The following is an 18,250-nucleotide window of genomic DNA, read 5'->3' as shown; positions in this document are numbered from 1 at the left end:
ACCGCCCATTTTAGGTTACATCTATAGACCGGAAGAACGCGGTCCGTTTGCCCTAATTTTTGAATAAATAAGACAAAAAGTAATGCAGAACGGCAACCACAGATCCCGCCAGTACCAGGATAATGATCGTCGAGATCGGCATCAGATTCATCGTGATGACATAGAAGAGGGCAACGTTGGCAGGATAGATCAGAATATAGAGCACGCGCCTGAACGCACGATACCGCTTTAAACCCAGGATGGCAGCCTGAAGGATCATGGACAGAAACAGAATAAAGAAAGAAGGCGTGAAGAAGATGGCCGTCGCAACGTCATTGAACAGAACCATTTCGTCATCCGGCGAATAGTTCGGCCAATACGTGATTACGCCGTACAAGGACAGCAGCGCAGAAACAACCAGCCATATATAATAAGGCATCATACCCACCACCTTTATCTTAAGGGTGTTCCTTTTCGGATACTCCCCGTAATTCCCCTTCGCTATTTACAAACGCTTGGAGCAGGGGGTTAGTTCGATGCTTTCTATCTTTTTTTTGAAAAACTGACGGAAAAACGAGACTATAGACTTACATAATTAACCATTTTAGATTATACTTGGATTACATAAAGATTCTCCGTCACCGTGTCATCCAGTGATGAAAGGTGGTGATCGAAGCGAAATCGGCCGGACAAGCGGTAAGGGTAACCGAATTTTCAATTCGAATCTATGAAGGAGATGAGGTTGATGAAATCAAGCGGTAAACGAGTCATCCGCAAGAGCGCGCTGTTGTTCTGTGTCGTCCTCCTGATGCTGCCGGCGGGATTGTCCATGGCGGCGAATCAAAAGCCGTTTCCGCAGCATACGACTTATACGAGCGGCTCGATCAAGCCCAATCATGTGACGCAGACGGCGATGGACGATGCTGTAAAGACCAAGTGGAACAGCTGGAAGAGTTCTTTCCTCAAGCCTGCCGGCACGGGTCAATATTACGTTAAATACAACTCGGCCGGAGAAACGGTATCGGAGGCACATGGCTACGGGATGATCCTGACCGTCATGATGGCTGGAGCCGATGCCAACGCTCAGACCTACTTCGACGGACTATACCGATACTATAAGGCTCATCCGAGCAACCAGAATCCATACTTAATGGCATGGAAGCAGAACAGCAGCTTCCAGAATATTGAGGGGGCCAACTCGGCGACGGACGGCGATATGGATATCGCATACGCACTGCTGCTGGCAGACAAGCAGTGGGGCAGCAGCGGCAGCATTAACTATTTGCAAGCCGCCAAAAACATCATAGGCGCCATCATGAGCCATGACGTGAATCAATCGCAATGGACCCTTCGTCTGGGAGACTGGGCAACGAGCGGGAGCTTCAATACCGCCACACGCCCGTCCGATTTCATGCTGAATCATCTGAAGGCGTTCCGGAAGGCTACCGGCGATGCCAGATGGGATCAGGTGATCAACAAAACGTATAGTATTATCAACTCCGTCCACAGCAGCTATAGCCCGAATACGGGATTGCTTCCGGATTTCGTCGTGCTGCAGGGGGGAAGCTATCAGCCTGCGGCGGCCGACTTCCTTGAAGGCGCGAACGACGGGAACTATTATTACAATTCGGCGCGGACGCCTTGGCGAATCGCTACCGACTATTTGATGACCGGCGACACGAGGGCCTTGGGTCAGCTCGAGAAGATGAACGCGTTCATCAAATCGAACACGAGCCAGAAGCCGGCAAATATCAAGGCTGGCTATACGCTCGGCGGAAGCCCGCTTGTGTCGTATAACAGCGGCGCATTCTACGCTCCGTTCGGCGTCAGCGCGATGGTCTCCCAGAACCACCAAAGCTGGCTGAACGCCGTGTGGACCTATACGGCGAATGCGTCGGCCGAGGGATATTACGAAGAAAGCATCAAGCTGTTATCGATGCTGGTCATGTCCGGGAATTGGTGGACCTACTAATCTCAGAATAGCTGTTATATTCATTTGATTCATAAAAACATAAAACAAAACCCCGACCTCCGTTTGTGGTCGGGGTTTCGTTCGTTCATTAAGATCCCATGCTCCGTGCAAGCGGCGGAGAGGGGGGTGAAAATATAACAAGGGCAGGTTTTTCTAGGGGGATTCGGCATTTTCTTATACTGGGTCTTTAAGACCATACCGATTCGCTTCGGATAAAATAAATGGAAAAGGGGATTGAAATTGGAGCAACTGCAATGATAATATCTTATATAATATAAAACGTTTTATGTTTTAATGAATTAAAATTATCGTGGTTCAGGCTTCATGTCACTCTTGTTTGTCTGTTTTGAAAGGGTTTACAAAAAATCAGCGATTGGTTGAAAGGAGCGTCGTATGCGAAAGAACATGATTCGAACTGGAGCTGCCGCAGCTGTTGTATGCGTTTTATTGGCGGGAAGCGCTATGGCATTTGGGCAGGGGCCGGAGACGGGGAGCTTAGGCGTGAAAGTGGAGGCGGCGGCCAAAAAGAAGGAGCCAAGCGCTCCGGTATTCCGGGAGGCCTCTGTGCACGATCCATCCGTGATCAAGGCGGGCGATACCTACTATGTATTCGGCTCCCATTTGGCAGCGGCCAAATCCAAGGACCTCATGAAGTGGGACATGATCGCTTCCGGGGTTGCTGAGGGGAATCCTCTGATTCCGAATGTAACGGAGGAACTGAAGGAAACGCTGGCGTGGGCTCAGAGCGATACGCTATGGGCGGCCGATGTGATCCAGCTTGCCGACGGCAAATTTTATATGTACTACAATGCCTGCAAAGGAGACTCCCCGCGCTCGGCGATGGGGATTGCCGTAGCCGATCGGATCGAAGGACCTTATAAGGACACCGGCATTATTCTGAAATCCGGCATGTGGGGCGAGCCGAGTGAGGACGGCACCGTGTACGATGCAACGAAGCATCCGAATGTGGTGGATCCGGATGTTTTCTTTGATAAGGATGGAAAGCTGTGGATGGTATATGGCTCTTATTCCGGGGGAATCTTCATTATGGAGATGGATCCTGCGAACGGCAAGCCGCTTCCTGGACAGGGCTATGGCAAAAAGCTGCTGGGGGGCAACCATAGCCGGATCGAAGGACCGTATATGCTCTACAATCCGGAGACGGATTATTATTACTTGTATCTTTCGTACGGCGGACTTGATGCGGTTGGCGGGTACAATATGCGGGTCGTCCGATCCAAGAACCCCGACGGCCCGTTCTATGATGCGGAAGGAAACGACATGAGAGAGGTGAAGGCCGATCCGTCCCTGCCGCTCTTCGATGACCGGTCGATCGAGCCGTTCGGCACCAAGCTGATGGGCAACTATCTGTTCAAGCGTTTGATTGGCGATCCGGGAACGGGCTTGGGAACCGGTGCGGTATCCCCTGGACATAACTCGGTATACTACGATAAAGCAACCGGCAGAACGTTCCTGATCTTCCACAGCCGCTTTCCGCAGCGCGGCGAAGAGCATGAAATCCGCGTCCATGAACTGTACATGAACGAGGAAGGTTGGCCTGTCGCAGCCCCGTTCCGTTATGCAGGAGAGGAAGCAGTGGACAAGAAGGTAACCCCGAAGGATGCAGCAGGGGAATACAAGCTGATCAACCATGGGAAGGATATTTCCGCAAACATCAAGGAGTCGCAGCCGATCCAATTGCATATGAACGGCCGGGTGACAGGAAGCGTCTCCGGCACATGGAAAACTAGCGGAAAGCAGCAGGTTACGCTGACTTTGGACGGTGTTGTGTATAAGGGCGTGTTCGCGCCGCAATGGAATCCCGAGGCCGGGCAGCAGCTCATGACCTTTACGGCTTTATCGCCGGATGGAACAACCGTTTGGGGAGCGAAGGAGCCGGAGCGCAGCGATAAGCAGATTGCGGAGGAAGTTCGAGCAGACCTGTCGCTCGGTGATGTGAGCGGCATCTTCTACGATTTGACCCTGCCTTCCGAGGCATCCGGCGGCACAACGATCCAGTGGTCGACCTCCGATCCGAACGTGATCACCGCTGACGGCAAGGTGACGCGTCCAGCCGCGGGCTCCGGAAATGCGAAGGTTACATTGACTGCCGGGATCGTCAAGGGCAGCTACAAGACTTCCCGGTCCTTTGACGTGACCGTGCTGCAGCAGTCGGCCGGACCGATGCTATTGAACTATGGCTTCGGTGAGAACCGAGAGGGCGTCGTGATCGACAGCTCCCCGAACGGATATGACGGGCGGACGCACGGCGGCGTTCAGTGGAATGAGCGAGGCTATCAGGGCGGGGGCATTGATTTTGACGGCAAGAACGGATATATTGAGCTGCCTAATCTGGTAACAGACACGGATGATCTAACGTTCGCGGCATGGGTATATTGGAAGGGAGGGGCTCCGTGGCAGCGGGTGCTCGATGCCGGCAGCGGGCTCGCAAGGCATATGTTCCTGACCCCGTCCCAGCACACCGGCGTCCTTCAGTTTACGATTCACGGCAACGGCGGCGACCAGAGTCTCCTTGCTGACGCGCCGCTTCCGGTAAATGCATGGACGCATGTAGCCGTGACCCTTCAGGGGGATACGGGCAAGCTGTACGTAAACGGACAGCTTGTTGCCTCCGGCGATCATATGAAGCTGAACCCAAGCGGGCTGTTGACCACGGAAGCTTACTTGGGCAAAAGCCGCTTTGCAGCCGATCCGTACTTCAATGGAAGCCTGGATGAGGTTCGGATTTATAACATGGCGCTAACCGACAGCGAAATCAAGAAGCTGGCGGAATAATATAGGAAAAGATCCGATGAAGCATTCCTGCTCTTTGCATGCAGGAGTGCTTTTTTCGTTGTTCTGATGGGAATCCGTCATTTTCATAATCAGTGGTTGACAGAAGGGTAGTCTATGATTTATCTTAATATCAAGACAAATAACTATAAAAAATATAGTAAGTATAAAGGAGTGAGTTGATGTTGTATAAACGTTAGCGGCTATGAGCGAATGGTTCCGTACGGCTTTATCTGCGATTCAGAATGTAAAAATAAATCGATCATGAGAAATGATTTTAAATAAAGCAAATAACTTGGAGGTTTTTATAATGACGATGGATTTAGGTTTGCTTATTCTTCGTTTGGTCATCGGGCTGTCATTTATGGCCCATGGCGCACAGAAATTGCTTGGCTGGTTCGGCGGCTACGGTCCGAAGGGAACCGGCGGCTGGATGGAATCGATCGGCATCAAGCCAGGAGTTGCAGCGGCTGTAATGGCTGGTTTGATGGAGCTGGCGGGCGGGCTGCTGCTCGCTTCCGGCTTCCTGACCGTGCTTGGAGCTGCCCTCATCACGCTGACAATGCTTGGGGCAATCGTTAAAGTTCATGGAAAGAACGGCTACTGGTCTACTGCGAATGGTTACGAGTATAATCTGCTGCTGATCGCAGCTGCGGTGGCGCTTGCTCTTACCGGTGCGGGAACTTACTCTCTGGATGCATTGATCTTTTAATGAAAGAATTCGATTGGAGGGGCGTACAAAATGAATGATTTAACAACCTTAATCAAAAGCCGGAGGTCGGCGAATCGGTTCATCGAAGGCATCGACATTCCGGACAGAACGCTGGACGACATATTTAACGAGGTGAAATACGCTCCTTCGGCTTTCAATCTCCAGCATGCCCGCTATGTGGTGGTGAAGGCTCCGGACCTTAAGGATAAGGTGTACGAAGCCGCAAACAAGCAGCATAAGATCCGAACGGCCTCTGCGGTAATCGTTGTGCTTGGCAATATGCGGGCCTATGAGGAGGTTGGACGGATGAACGAGGGATTCCTCAGTCTGGGGATCATCGACAAGCTGGAATATGACCAGACGGTTGAGGAGGTCACCCGATTCTACAAGGAACGGGGAGAGTCCTTCATGCGGGATGAGGCCATTCGCAATGCAAGCTTATCCGCGATGATGCTGATGCTCGTGGCGAAGGATAAAGGGTGGGATACCTGTCCGATGATCGGCTTTGATCCCGAATTGCTTCGTAAGGCGCTCGGTATTCCCGCTGAATATGTTCCCGCCATGCTGATTGCGATCGGCAAGGAAGATGCAGCCAAGCCTCGTCCGAGAGGCTACCGTAAGCCGGTGCTGGAGTTTGTCAGCTATGACCGGTTTTGAAGATGTGCAATGGTTCATGATGCAGCAGCAGGCCCTTCCTATATCCCCGATAAGCTCGTAAGTTTGGGCTTGCGTGAGTTTGGGCGAGGATGCCGCTGGGGCAATGGCAGCTATCGCACGGGTGAATTCTTTCATCCGTGCGATTTTTATTGCTGCAGCAATTAACATTCGCTTCGGGAATGACGATGATGAATATATAGGGATTGACACAAAGATTACATATAAATCGTTGGTTGTCGTTACGAGGGGGTGTACAAGCTGAATGATCGTATAAGGCGGTACCGCCGTAAGGGAGGATTATCCCTGTGGATTGCGTTGATGCTGCTGACTGCGGCGTGCAGTCAAGAGGGGGCATCGCCGCAGCCTTTGTCCAGCGCTATGCCGGCTTCCGTCGAGGAGCTCTCAACGGCTCGGGCGCAGCAGCCGCCAGCGGAGAAGTCCGAGGTCCAGCGTACGGCAAACGAGGATAAGGAGCGAGTGGGCACGGTTTCGCAGAGCCTCGGCCAGCTGGAGAACAGACGGGACCGCATGGCTGTCGATACCGTTCTGCAGATGTACGAAGCGCTGCATGCGGAGGATCGCGAAGCGTATTTCCGGTATGCGGACATTGCCAGTGTCCGCATGACGCCGTCAAAGCTGGATGTGCTGATCGAGGAAGCAGGGAAGCGCGAGCTGAAACCGGAGCGCTTTCGGTCCTTCGACAAGCTGACTCTGGCGGAAGACAGCAGGCGGCTGTTGTCCATCCATTACGGCAGTCAGGTCGAACTTGTGCTGGAAGAGCTGAGCTATGGGGATCAGAATGTATGGTTCGTCAATGTGTTTCCGGACGGACCGAAGGTGATCGACCAGACGGCGATTTATCCGGGAGCGTATGAGCTGGGAAGGGAGGCGTCCTTCGAGGAGCTCGTTGCGGCAGGCATTCAGTCGGCTGCGGAATACAGGGAGTTCCTGGCCTCCAATTATGATACGCCCCTCTGGACGCCGATTCAGACGGTTTCTCTGCTGTACCAGGCTGCTCAGGAAGGCGACGAGCAAGCCTTTGCAGCCATAGCAGGTGGAGGAGAAGGATATTATGCGCAGCTGTATGCATCGGATATGGTGCCGTTCGCTGACTGGATGAAGGCCTATGGCAGCGTTCAGGCGTTCCCGCTGGAGCTCTTGCCCCATGACCGGATTGCCGAAGCCTTTCGGGAATCCTGCGACGAGCGGTACGGAGAAGACTGGCAGCTCATTGCGGCCTGGGAACCGGAGGATCCGGCGGAGAGGCGCGGCACGTATTGGATTTTGACTCCCAGCACGGACCAGACCCGGTATGTCGTTCGTGAAGCTTTTACGGGCAATCTTCAGCTCTTTGTTCAGTGAGTCGAAATTGATCTCTATGCATGACATAATCTGTCTTCGGACACAAGCGATAAGGCTGTCCTCGAGATCTGCGAGATCTTCGGGAACAGCCTTATTGCTGTGCGAATGTTCGATTATGGCTGGAGGTTTTGGATGAGGTCCATCGTTTCGTTGATTTTGTTCACCGTCTCAACAATGCCGGAATTTTGGAGGTCGGTCACACCGTTTTGGATTTGGTCCATATATCCGTTGATGTCGGTTAGCAGCGTATCGTTTAAAGCTACAAGCTGCTCATGTATATCCTGCGCAAAAGCGGGAGCCTCGATCCCGTTAAACTCCGAGATGCGGGTCTTCATCTCTTCAAGCTCCTTGGTCAGCGTCTCTTTGGCATCCGCGCTCGTAGCCGCCTGTTGGGCCAGATCCGGGATGGACTGGGCGAATTGTGAAGCCTCATTGATGAACGTGCCGGCTTCCTTCGTATAATCCAGGGAATTGTTCACGCTGTCCAGCAATGAGCAGCCCGAGAGAACCCCCAGTAGAAGCGTTAGCAGCAAAAATCTCTTGATCATCTCTCATCCTCCTGTCAGCTTGTGCAATCTTATTGTTATATACGCATGTTCGGAGGATTGGTTCGATATTTTTGAAGATATCAGAAAGTATAACCTCGGAGGATCTGCTGCCTGATATCGCAAGAAAAAATACTGCTAAACGCGGTCTGTCTTCTGTGGGAGTACGTCTATAGGGGGTTTCTTGTGGAGATGGCACGAGGCTTGAGGTAGTCGGTTTTAATATTTGCTGCATAGGAAGCGGATAATCTCAATCACACTGCCAAGGAGGTTTCCGAATCCCGCCCCGGATGCCGTCCTTTCGGGCAGTTCGGAAGCTGCAGGTTGTTTGCCTTCGCCCAAGGAAGAGGTGTCGACCGATGAGGAAGGCCCCGTATTCCCGCAGAGTCGGGCTTTGACCCTTTCTTTACCCGCATTCGCGAACACGATGTATTCCCTTCCTTCCTCAAAGGTGTCCCAGCCGGTAGGATGGAGCGTGATCGTCCCTTTCTCCAGATCGCCCTTCCACCATTCCGAAACCGAGAATGTATAGGTGCTTTTCATGAAGTCGGCGTTCTCGTCGTAGGAGACGAGGGTTCCGCGGAACACGATATCCGATACTTTGAGCTCTTCGGTGATTTTTCGGGGCTCAGCACAAGATAAGGCCGAGGCCTCCGGGCTCGCCGGGCCGAGCCAAAGACCGGCCATCAGGGAAACGCCGACCAGCAGCTGCAATCCTCTCTTCATCATCTTAGCACTCCTTTGTGAATGATTAGCATGTATGCCCATTAGACGATGTGTTGACGTACAGGGTTGCAGTCCGCTTGGAAAATCATCCGAATTTCCCCAGAATGACCAGTATGACGGAACGGCAAAGAACCGCAGGGCGTAAAAGACCTCGCGGTTCAAGAAGCAGCCTTGCGGTTTAAGGGGCAGCCTTAGGTTTTCAAGGAATAGCCTTGGGGATCAAGAAGCAGCTTTGCGGTTTGCGAAGCTCCTGCCTCCTTGACGAAGGCTTCATCGGAGCAAGCGCCCAGGGTCTTCGTCTCCTTAAATCTGTCTGGCCTCGAGCCGTTTAGCAACCAGCGACAGCGAATAATTCAAGGTGAAGTAGAGCAGGGACGCAAATACAAGCGCCGGAATGACATAAGAGAAGCTGGATCCGCTTAGAATCTTTACGTTCCGCATCAGCTCCGGCAGCGAAATGATGATGGCCAGGGATGTGTCCTTTATCAGCGATATGAATTGGCTCACCATCGGCGGGGACATTCGGCGCAGCGCGAGCGGGAGGATAACATGCCGAAGCGTCTGCATGTAGGATAGACCCGAGGCGCGGGCTGCCTCGATCTGCCCCTTATCGACGGATACGAGACCACTGCGTACGATTTCGGAGATCATCGCCCCTTCGAAGATGCTCAGCCCGACGACCGCCGCCCAAAAGGTCGGAATGCGGATGCCGGCTTGAGGCAGAATCATGCCGATGAAAAAAATGATCAACAGGAGCGGCAGATTACGGATGGCATCCACGAGGATGGCGACCGTCCTCGAGACGAAGGCAACCCTCGTATACCTGACGGTTCCCAGCACGGTTCCGATGATAAAGCTGAATAGAATCGACAAGCCGGCAACCTGTACCGTAATCCAAAAGCCTTGAAGGAGATATCGCAAATTTGGCCAGGAATATGCGCCAATAAAATCCATCTTGTGCCACCTCCCTTATAGATGAGGATTTGCAAAATCCTGAGATCGGCAAGTTTCAAAAGATATCAGTTGCTTTTGGCAAAGCGCCGCTCCATGTAATGAACCGCCTGACTGAGCGGTATGGTCAGCAGCAGGTAGAACAGGGCAACAAGCGTATACACCGGAATACCCTTGAACGTTTTCAGATTGATGATGTCCGCGTAGTACATCAGGTCAAGACCGGCGATGACGGCCAGCACGGAAGAATTCTTCACGAGATTAATCATCTGGTTGCCGATTGCCGGCAGCACGATTTTGACCGCTTGGGGGAGAATAATGTAGCGCATGGTTTGAATATAGCTGAGCCCGGAGGAGCGTGCCGCCTCGGATTGTCCTGAAGGAACAGCCTGGATACCGGCCCGGATGGACTCCGCAACGAAAGCGGCAGTGTAGACGATTAAACCGAGCGTGCCGGCGGTAAAGGGTTCCATGGCGATCCCGAGCGCAGGGACCCCGAGGAAAAAGAAAAAAACGGTCACCAGCAGCGGAATGTTGCGGATGAACTCGACATAGACGGTCCCGACCACATTGAGTATGCGAAACGGAGCGATTCGGAGGATGGCAATCAAGGTGCCGAGAACCAAACTGCCGATCAGCCCGAGGAGGCTTGCGAGAACCGTCCGACCTAGGCCTGCCATAAAATCATCCCAATAATCGATCAGGATGCTGAAATCCCACAGGTTCAATGTTCCTCACCTCCGATAGGGGGATTAGGCCAGCGTCCGGTAAGGCTTAAAATCGCTCCCTCCCCCGATCAATAAAGAGGAGGGGCGGTATGCGCATACCTGGAACGCCTTGCATTCATGAGCGGATTATTCCGGCTTGATGCCCATCCACTGCTCATACAGCCTGTCATATTCGCCGCTTTCCTTCATTTCTTTAAGCAGCTCGTTGACGGTCTTCACAAACTCGGGATTCCCTTTTTTAATGGCCATGCCGTATGGCTCATCCGTAAAATTGCCGCCGACGAGCTCGTAATTCGGATCCTGCTTCTGCATACCGAGCAGAATGGAATTGTCGGTGGTCAACGCATCGCCTTGACCTGCCCGGAGCGCGGTGAAGGCATCCTGATAGTTCTCGAATTCCAGAATCTCGGCGTCCGGCGCTTTCTCGCGGATATTTTGCGCAGAGGTCGAGCCTTTAACGGTGAGCACTTTCGTGTCTTTGTTCAGACTCTCCAGTCCTGTGATCGGACTGCCCTTCTTCACGAGAAGCGACTGGCCGGCCTCGAAATAAACATCGCTGAAGTCGACCTGCTCCTTGCGTTCCTCCGTTATCGTCATGGTGGCGATGATAATATCGATATCCCCGTTTCGCAGCATGTCGATTCGGGTTTTGGAGGTGACTTCCTTCAGCTCGAGCTTGGTCTCGTCGCCCAGGATTTTTTTCGCGAGGGCCTTGGCCATATCGATATCGAAGCCCTCCACTTGGCCGGTAGCAGGGTCCTGCAGCCCGAACAGCTTCGTGTCGTATTTCACGCCCGCCACCAGCTTGCCGCGCTTCTTGATCGCCTCAAGCGTGTCAACCTCGCCTGAACTGCCGCAGCCCGCGGCGATCAGCATGATGATCAGCGACAGCACCGCCGCGCTCCACCTGAACGTTCTGGACAATTTTCTATTCATTTCGGATCCCCCTTCAAAATCAATGTTCTTCACGGTATCAATCATTAAGGTCATGAATGAATCATCCCGAGACCAAGGAAGCCTCGCTTGATTTTCGGGCTAATGATGCAGCAGCCGGCTTAGAAAGGTTCGCGCCCTCTCTTCGCGCGGCTGCGAGAAAAACTCGGACGCCGTAGCGTCTTCGATAATCTTGCCTTCATCCATGAAGACGATCCGGTCCGCCGCTTCCCGGGCAAACCCCATCTCATGAGTGACGATGACCATGGTCATGCCCTGGTGGGCAAGCGAACGCATGACGTCCAGCACTTCGCCGATCATCTCGGGATCGAGGGCCGAGGTCGGTTCGTCGAACAGCATGATTTTGGGATTCATCGTCAGTCCGCGGGCGATCGCCACGCGCTGCTGCTGCCCGCCGGACAGCTGGGAAGGATAGCTGTCCGCTTTATCCGCAATGCCGACGCGCTTGAGATAGGTCATCGCCTTGTCCGTGGCTTCGGCTTTGGTCATACCCAGCACCTTCATCGGTGCAAGAATGATGTTATCGATCACCTTTTTGTGCGGATACAGGTTGAAATGCTGGAATACCATCCCGATATCCCGCCGGAACCGGTTGATATCGATTCGCTTGTCATGCAGCCTGACGCCGTTTACAACGAGCTCGCCGTCCGTGATGCTCTCGAGCCGGTTGATGCAGCGCAGCAGCGTGCTTTTCCCCGAGCCGGACGGCCCGACGATGACCACGACTTCCCCTTGCGAAACGGTCAGGTCGATTTCTTTCAGAACGTGAAAGCTTCCGAAAAATTTGTTGACGCGTTTGAATTCGATCAGCAGAAATCTCCTCCTATTCGCTGAATGTTGAAATGCAGCCTGAGCCGGTTGTTGTCCAGACTTTCCTGCCAGGCTCTTTTTACACTGGTATGGCAAAGAATGCTTGTTCCATACCAAATTCAGAAAAATTTAAGTACCAAGGGGGTGTAACGTAGGCTATAATAGGGGGCGTTCGGAAAAGAGGGGAAATGAATGGAGAAACGCGCCAAACTTACGGAAATCGACCTGGTTCGAGGCTTTGCGATGATGGGCGTGCTGATGGTGCATGCGACATCGTTCGCGACGGTCCAGATGCGCGGGGACGATTTTTTTGGCTTATACAACTTTTTGAACATATTTTCTAAAGTCGGTACGACGACGTTTATTTTTCTGAGCAGCTTCGTGCTGTTTTACAACTACTATCACCGTCCGTTTCGGGGCAAAGACCTTGCCCGGTTTTACCGCAACCGGCTGATGTATATTCTGGTGCCGTATTTTATCTTCTCGGTGCTGTTTTTTACGGTGGCTTGGTACCATCGGGGAGGCGTGACCGACGTCTCTGCGATGCTGGATAGCTTCTGGCCTAAGCTGGCTACGGGAAAATCGTACACGCATTTGTATTTTATTTTCATCAACATTCAATTCTACTTGCTGTTTCCGCTGGTACTGCTCCTGCTGAAGCGCTTCAGGGGCTTTGCTGCCATCTGCGTACTGGTCGGGATCGTGCTGCAGTGGATTTTCTACTTGGGGAATGACGCGTGGTGGCATGTGACGAACCGAAACAGCTGGTCGCTGTCGTTTCTGTCATATTACTTCCTCGGTGCCTGGATGGGGATTCACTATGAGCGCGTCAAATCCTGGCTGACCGATGCCAAGCATGCTGCAAGGCCGCTGCTTCGAAGGTTCGGCTGGGCCGCGCTGTGGACAACGTGGATCGCCAGTGCGCTGGTTCATATCGGGCTGCGTTATAATCAGAGGCTGCATGGAATCGAGGTTCACCCGCTTGTCTATGACGCGTTCTGGAACGTGCATACGCTGACCACGGCGCTGGTCATGATGCAGACCGCTCTGCGCCTCGGCGGCAAGCGGAGCCTGCTGGTTCGCGGCTTTCGAAGAATCGGGGTGTATTCCTTCGGGATTTATCTGGTGCACCCGCTGGTGCTGCTCGTTTACCGGGACTATCGGCCGAAGACGGATAATTCCTGGCTTCTGCTTGCATGGTATGCTGGCGGACTGGCAGCGGCGCTGGTAGTCTCCTACTTGCTGGTGTACGGCATTCGCCGGCTCGGGGGCTGGACATGGGTCCTGTTCGGCAAACTGCCGGGCGGGGAGCGCAGGGGCTCGGCGGGAATTCCGGCTTCAGCCGCTTCTACACCAGGGATTACCAAGGCGGCACCGTAAACGCTCGGGATTAGCCGCAGCTCATCCGCAGGATGACGTAAGCGGCTAAGCACGCGGAGAAGAAATAAGGGTGGCTCCCGGCAGAAGGCATCTGCCAATGGGGAACCACCCTTTTTGTGTCGCACGAACGTACTGCAATTTTTTTGCCGATGTCATGAAAGCACCTGGAAACGGGGCTCCAGGAGTATTGCTTCCGCCGTGTCCTCGGGCCGCTTCAGCGCCGTATCGTACAGGAACTGCCGGTTCTGCGGCATGGATACCAATTTGTCCAGCAAAAATAGTGAGCGCTCCAGGGAATCAATATCCCCTCTTGTTGTCAGCCTTTCGGCGATTTTCTCCTTGTCTGCATGCAGCACAGCATACTTTATGCTTACATCCAGGTCGGATAACTGCTCGCAAAACCACTCGAGCTCATCCTCTACGACAAAATCAATAACGACATTCAGGCCTTGGCGCAGCATATTTTGTGTTAGTGCCAGGAGGTTCTTCCATGTTAAGCTTAAGCGTTCATCCCATGAAAGCGGGAGCTCATGATGCAGCATGTGAAGCAGCAGGTCACCTTCAATCAGCACGCATCGTTCCACGCGCTCTGCCAACATCTTCGCTGTCGTTGATTTTCCAACGCCAAGCGGACCCGAAATCAAGTACAGCAGGCTCAGATTCGTTTCTTTTGTCAAAGGGATCATCCTTTCCAAAGCGTGCGGCCGAAATTTACCGGGGTTTAGGGCTATACAGCACATAAGCTGTTCCGTTCAGAAACCGTGTTCCGTTCGCTTGCAGTATACCATGGCCTAAGAAGCAGCGGCACGAAATTTCAGGATGTTTCCCTGATTTTCGGCAGCAGAAGGATTGGCATCCCGGCCATCGTATAAAGTTTGGGTGTTATGCGTTACGAGCCGAAGGTATATCGCCGTGTCATCGGAAGCGGCGGCTGGGAAATCGGCAGTCAAGTACATTCGTTACAGACAAGAAAGCGGGGAGGATGACATGATGGGATGGAGCGGCAATTCATTGGTAAACGGTTTCATTCGTGCAGACGGCAAACGTCTTGTGAACGGGGAAGGACAAGAAATTTTGCTTCGCGGCGTAGGACTTGGCAGCTGGCTGCTGCCTGAAGGATACATGTGGAAGATGCCCGAGCAGGGAGACCGGCCGCGGCGGATCGAGGCTATGGTGAAGGATCTGATCGGAGAAGAGAAAGCAGCGCTCTTCTGGGAAACCTATTATGACCGGTATATCGGAGAAGCGGATATTCGGCAGATCGCCGAGCAGGGCTTTAACTCCATCCGGCTGCCGATCAATGCCAGGGTTATTATGGAGGAGGGGCAGCAGAAGCCTTTTCACTTCCATGAGGGCCATCTTCGGTTGATCGATCGGGTGATCGATTGGTGCAGGTCGTGCCGGCTGTATGTTATTCTGGATTTACATGGAGCGCCCGGAGGACAGACGGGAGCGAATATTGATGATTCAGCGCGTGATCTGCCGGAGCTGTTCACAAATCCGCTGAATACCGAGCGGACGGTGGCGCTGTGGCGGATGCTCGCCGAGCGCTACAAGGATGAGTGGATCGTAGCCGGCTATGATCTTCTGAACGAGCCGCTGCCGGATTGGTTCAGCGAGTATAACGACCGGGTCATGCCGCTCTATCGGGAAATTACGGCAGCGATTCGGGAAGTGGATCAACGCCATATGATCATTTTGGAAGGCGTGCACTGGTCGACGGATTGGCAAATATTCGATGAACCTTTTGACGATAATCTGCTGCTGCAATTCCATAAATATTGGAACAATCCGGATACGGAGAGCATTCAGAAGTATTTGGATCACCGTGAGCAATGGAATGTGCCCATCTTTATGGGCGAAGGCGGCGAGAACAACCCTCAGTGGTATACGGGTGCGTTCCGGTTGTTCGAGGACCACAATATTTCATGGAATTTCTGGACATGGAAGAAGATGGACACAAGCAACTCGCCGTACTCGATCCGGAGGCCGGAAGGCTGGGATAAGCTGACGGGCTACCTCGAGGGTGGAGCGAAGCCTTCCCAAGAAGAGGCCGAGGCCATCCTTCAGGCGTATTTGGACAGCCTTCCGCTGGAAGCTTGCGACGCCCATCCGAATGTATCGCGTTCGCTGTTCCGGCAGCTGCCGATCCAGATTCCGGCTGAATTTTACGGCTACCGCGGGGAAGGCGTTTCTTATCACGTTGGCACGAAGGCAGAAAGAAACATCGGGCTGCGGGTAAGCGACGGCGTCCCGATGCGGATGGTGACCGGCAAGGCCGAGAAGCCGAGCTACGCGCCGGAAGGCGGCAAGCCGTGGGAGACGGACAATCTGGTGTGCGTGCAGCTGCAGGCAGGAGACTGGCTCGCCTATGAAGCTTTGTGCGCCCAAGCGGCTGCATACCAGCTCGATGTCCGGGCGCTGCTTCCGGAAGGCAGCGCAGAGTTAACGCTGCGGATCGGGGACAGGGAGCTGGGGAAGCTGTCTGTCAGCGGTGAAGGATGGCAGGTGTTCAGGCTTGCTTCGGAGCTTGTGGTCGAACAAGGGCCGGTCCATCTCGTGATCGGCGTAAGCCAAGGTTGGGTCGAGCTGGATTGGGTGGAGTTTTCGTAAGAACAAGGAAGGAGAGGATGTCGCTGTGACGCAGAGGGCTTCAATCTCGGCAGGTTTATGCCAATGGCTGAACGGCCTGGAGCTGGAATCCAAGCAGCATACGGCAATGATGCTGCTGACCGTTACGGAGGATTTATGGCCGCATACCGCCATGGTCAGCGCCGGGGAGGTGCTGGCACTAACCCGGAGCACGATCCGGATCGCGCTGTGGCCGGGCACGGTAACGACGGGCAATATTCTTCGTTCCGGCCAAGCTACATTGGTCGCCATTCATGAGGGGGCGGCCCACTACGTGCGGCTTGCGCTGCGCGCACTTCCGGATGTGCCGGACGCCCGCCATCCCCGGCAGCGATTTAGCGCCGAGGTTGTGGCGGTTCGGGAAGACCGGGCGAAGTATGCGGATATCCTGTCCGCCGTTACGATCCGGCTGCATGACCCGAATGACGTGCTGGAGAGATGGCGCGAAACGCTGCAGGAGCTTCGGCAATAATGGCAATAATACGGCCCTTTCGATGAAGATATACAGCTGCAAGAAATCCCCGGCGGTAAAACCGGGGGTGTCTTGCTTCGGTCTTCAGAGCGGATAAAACGCGGCGATTGCCCGTCAGATCGGGCTTGCGCACCGGTTCATTATGGTGTACGATTATTTTTTCAAATTATTTGCTATCGAAGCGCAGATGTGGTAAGATATGAATATCGAAATCGACCTGAATTCACATATTGTAGAGGGTTGTCATTTCAGATAACCTTGTGCAATATGTGAATTTTTTTATTCCGCTTGCGAAGAAAAAAAGGTCATGTAAATACAAATCAAGGAGGATTCCCCCATGCAAACAGGAACTGTTAAATGGTTTAATGCTGAGAAGGGCTTCGGTTTCATCGAAGTTGAAGGCGGAAACGATGTATTCGTTCACTTCAGCGCGATCCAAGGCGATGGCTTCAAGACGCTGGACGAAGGCCAACGCGTTGAGTTCAACATCGTTGAAGGCAACCGTGGACCACAAGCTGAGAACGTTGTAAAACTGTAAGTACGAGCGAGGACTGCCCTTAATGTGTCACATTAAGGGCAGTCCTCTTTTCGTTTTTCAACAAAAGCCGGATGTTCAGGGGCCCCTGCGGAGGCGGGCTGGCTTGCAGGCAAGCGCCCGTTTGCAGGAGAGATGTTTTTCGATTTCTAACGACAAGCACAAGGAGGAGCGTTATATGTATTCGCGTAAAAACTCGATGGAGAGTATTCCTGAGGAAATTACGGAAGTGTGGGCATGCACGAAGGAAGACTGCAAAGGGTGGATGCGGGACGATTTTGCGTTCGACACGGAGCCTGTGTGCCACTTGTGTCATTCCCCTATGGTCAAGGAAACGAGAAAGCTTCCCCAGCTCATCAATACGAACAAACAGCAGAAATCGCTCAGCAAGGGAATCCAGATTAACGGAAGCAGCAGCTAATACCCAGAGATAGAGCCGGAAGAAGGGAGAGCGTGGGTTCGCTCACGAATGCTCCAATACCTGGAAATTCGGCCGAAACTGATTCATCGGATGGAGTTTGGTTAGGTAATACACATGTCCCTGTCACAGGTTGTCAGATTTTTGGACGAATCTGCAGGGGTGTGATTATTTAAAAGGAGTGAATCATATTGAACACGCATACCGAGGTACTCAAGCGCAACATCGACAACATGATCATTCAGGATAACCAAGGAAGCCTCAATGATCAGGAAAAATTCATCATGCAGAAGCTGATGCGCGAAAAGTTTCAGCAAGAGCATGAGAGCAAGCACGAACAGCGCGAGCAGGAGAAATCGGAATAACCGAATTACAGCAGCTTAATATAGATTGAGAACATGAGCGGGAGCGAGCTTTAGCTTCCCGCTCATGTTTTTTTGTGCAATTTTTTTGTTCGGCGTTACGGACATCGGATGCTGAAAGAGTCTAAGCAAGGCGGATTGCCGAAATCACCCGAAAAATGAGCACCCCGATACGAAATCTGAAACCTTACGAGAGGATGCCGTGTGGGACTACAATATAGCTAAACATTTGAAAGGGTTTACAAAAATAGAGAGACATCAAC

General features: G+C 52.9%; 19 protein-coding genes. 11 read left to right on the top strand and 8 right to left on the bottom strand.

Features of this window, described 5'->3' with window-relative positions; genetic code table 11:
- Positions 1 to 52 precede the first annotated feature (52 nt).
- Positions 53 to 421, bottom strand: a complete 369-nt coding sequence (locus MKX76_RS20520; RefSeq protein ID WP_210094232.1) for a hypothetical protein — start codon at positions 419 to 421, stop codon at positions 53 to 55.
- 303 nt (positions 422 to 724) lie between these two features.
- On the opposite strand from MKX76_RS20520, the gene MKX76_RS20515 reads away from it, so the two are divergent.
- From MKX76_RS20515 to MKX76_RS20495, 5 genes are all read left to right on the top strand, one after another.
- Entirely contained in the window at positions 725 to 1,951 is a 1,227-nt protein-coding gene (locus MKX76_RS20515; protein WP_007130590.1) for a glycosyl hydrolase family 8, read from the top strand.
- Positions 1,952 to 2,344: 393 nt separating this feature from the next.
- Positions 2,345 to 4,747: a LamG-like jellyroll fold domain-containing protein gene (locus MKX76_RS20510; protein ID WP_007130589.1), complete on the top strand. Its 2,403-nt coding sequence runs from the start codon at positions 2,345 to 2,347 to the stop codon at positions 4,745 to 4,747.
- Between the two features lie 307 nt (positions 4,748 to 5,054).
- The gene (locus tag MKX76_RS20505) at positions 5,055 to 5,456 is read left to right on the top strand and encodes a DoxX family protein (protein ID WP_007130588.1); all 402 of its coding nucleotides are present in this window, start codon (positions 5,055 to 5,057) and stop codon (positions 5,454 to 5,456) included.
- Between the two features lie 30 nt (positions 5,457 to 5,486).
- On the top strand, positions 5,487 to 6,113 hold the full coding sequence (locus MKX76_RS20500; RefSeq protein WP_007130587.1) for a nitroreductase family protein: 627 nt from the start codon (positions 5,487 to 5,489) through the stop codon (positions 6,111 to 6,113).
- Between the two features lie 249 nt (positions 6,114 to 6,362).
- A complete protein-coding gene (locus MKX76_RS20495; RefSeq protein ID WP_251536077.1) occupies positions 6,363 to 7,475 on the top strand; it encodes a hypothetical protein in 1,113 nt (370 codons plus the stop codon).
- Positions 7,476 to 7,588: 113 nt separating this feature from the next.
- Here MKX76_RS20495 and MKX76_RS20490 read toward each other — a convergent pair whose 3' ends face one another.
- The 6 genes from MKX76_RS20490 to MKX76_RS20465 form a co-directional block, all read right to left on the bottom strand.
- Positions 7,589 to 8,023 (bottom strand): DUF6376 family protein, encoded by a 435-nt coding sequence (locus MKX76_RS20490; protein WP_007130585.1) that lies wholly within the window; start codon positions 8,021 to 8,023, stop codon positions 7,589 to 7,591.
- 216 nt (positions 8,024 to 8,239) lie between these two features.
- Complete coding sequence (locus tag MKX76_RS20485) at positions 8,240 to 8,749, bottom strand: hypothetical protein (RefSeq protein ID WP_244152713.1); 510 nt, start codon at positions 8,747 to 8,749, stop codon at positions 8,240 to 8,242.
- Between the two features lie 300 nt (positions 8,750 to 9,049).
- Positions 9,050 to 9,700 (bottom strand): amino acid ABC transporter permease, encoded by a 651-nt coding sequence (locus MKX76_RS20480; protein ID WP_007130583.1) that lies wholly within the window; start codon positions 9,698 to 9,700, stop codon positions 9,050 to 9,052.
- Positions 9,701 to 9,765: 65 nt separating this feature from the next.
- Positions 9,766 to 10,419, bottom strand: coding sequence for an amino acid ABC transporter permease (locus MKX76_RS20475; RefSeq protein WP_040738847.1), 654 nt, complete (start codon positions 10,417 to 10,419; stop codon positions 9,766 to 9,768).
- A 132-nt stretch (positions 10,420 to 10,551) separates the two neighbouring features.
- Positions 10,552 to 11,361, bottom strand: a complete 810-nt coding sequence (locus MKX76_RS20470) for an ABC transporter substrate-binding protein (protein ID WP_007130581.1) — start codon at positions 11,359 to 11,361, stop codon at positions 10,552 to 10,554.
- Positions 11,362 to 11,460: 99 nt separating this feature from the next.
- Positions 11,461 to 12,189 (bottom strand): amino acid ABC transporter ATP-binding protein, encoded by a 729-nt coding sequence (locus MKX76_RS20465; protein WP_040738845.1) that lies wholly within the window; start codon positions 12,187 to 12,189, stop codon positions 11,461 to 11,463.
- Between the two features lie 192 nt (positions 12,190 to 12,381).
- Here MKX76_RS20465 and MKX76_RS20460 point away from each other — a divergent pair, with 192 nt between their 5' ends.
- Positions 12,382 to 13,569 (top strand): acyltransferase, encoded by a 1,188-nt coding sequence (locus tag MKX76_RS20460; RefSeq protein ID WP_210094231.1) that lies wholly within the window; start codon positions 12,382 to 12,384, stop codon positions 13,567 to 13,569.
- 152 nt (positions 13,570 to 13,721) lie between these two features.
- Here MKX76_RS20460 and MKX76_RS20455 read toward each other — a convergent pair whose 3' ends face one another.
- Positions 13,722 to 14,255 (bottom strand): AAA family ATPase, encoded by a 534-nt coding sequence (locus MKX76_RS20455; RefSeq protein ID WP_040738801.1) that lies wholly within the window; start codon positions 14,253 to 14,255, stop codon positions 13,722 to 13,724.
- Positions 14,256 to 14,556: 301 nt separating this feature from the next.
- On the opposite strand from MKX76_RS20455, the gene MKX76_RS20450 reads away from it, so the two are divergent.
- The 5 genes from MKX76_RS20450 (at position 14,557) to MKX76_RS20430 (ending at position 17,990) form a co-directional block, all read left to right on the top strand.
- Positions 14,557 to 16,182 carry a cellulase family glycosylhydrolase gene (locus MKX76_RS20450; protein ID WP_007130577.1) on the top strand — a complete coding sequence of 542 codons (1,626 nt, stop codon included), beginning with the start codon at positions 14,557 to 14,559 and terminating at the stop codon, positions 16,180 to 16,182.
- Positions 16,183 to 16,207: 25 nt separating this feature from the next.
- A complete protein-coding gene (locus MKX76_RS20445) occupies positions 16,208 to 16,672 on the top strand; it encodes a pyridoxamine 5'-phosphate oxidase family protein (RefSeq protein ID WP_007130576.1) in 465 nt (154 codons plus the stop codon).
- 337 nt (positions 16,673 to 17,009) lie between these two features.
- Positions 17,010 to 17,210, top strand: coding sequence for a cold-shock protein CspD (cspD, locus tag MKX76_RS20440; protein WP_006207896.1), 201 nt, complete (start codon positions 17,010 to 17,012; stop codon positions 17,208 to 17,210).
- A gap of 175 nt (positions 17,211 to 17,385) precedes the next feature.
- The gene (locus MKX76_RS20435; RefSeq protein ID WP_028404717.1) at positions 17,386 to 17,628 is read left to right on the top strand and encodes a cold-shock protein; all 243 of its coding nucleotides are present in this window, start codon (positions 17,386 to 17,388) and stop codon (positions 17,626 to 17,628) included.
- 188 nt (positions 17,629 to 17,816) lie between these two features.
- Positions 17,817 to 17,990 carry a hypothetical protein gene (locus MKX76_RS20430; protein WP_007130574.1) on the top strand — a complete coding sequence of 58 codons (174 nt, stop codon included), beginning with the start codon at positions 17,817 to 17,819 and terminating at the stop codon, positions 17,988 to 17,990.
- The last annotated feature ends 260 nt before the right edge of the window (positions 17,991 to 18,250 follow it).

It is taken from the genome of Paenibacillus sp. FSL R5-0810 (genome assembly GCF_038002285.1).
GTDB classification, from domain to species: Bacteria; Bacillota; Bacilli; order Paenibacillales; family Paenibacillaceae; genus Paenibacillus_AQ; species Paenibacillus_AQ lactis.
Note: the sequence above shows the minus strand (reverse complement) of the source record. Positions and strands in the feature narration are given on the sequence as shown.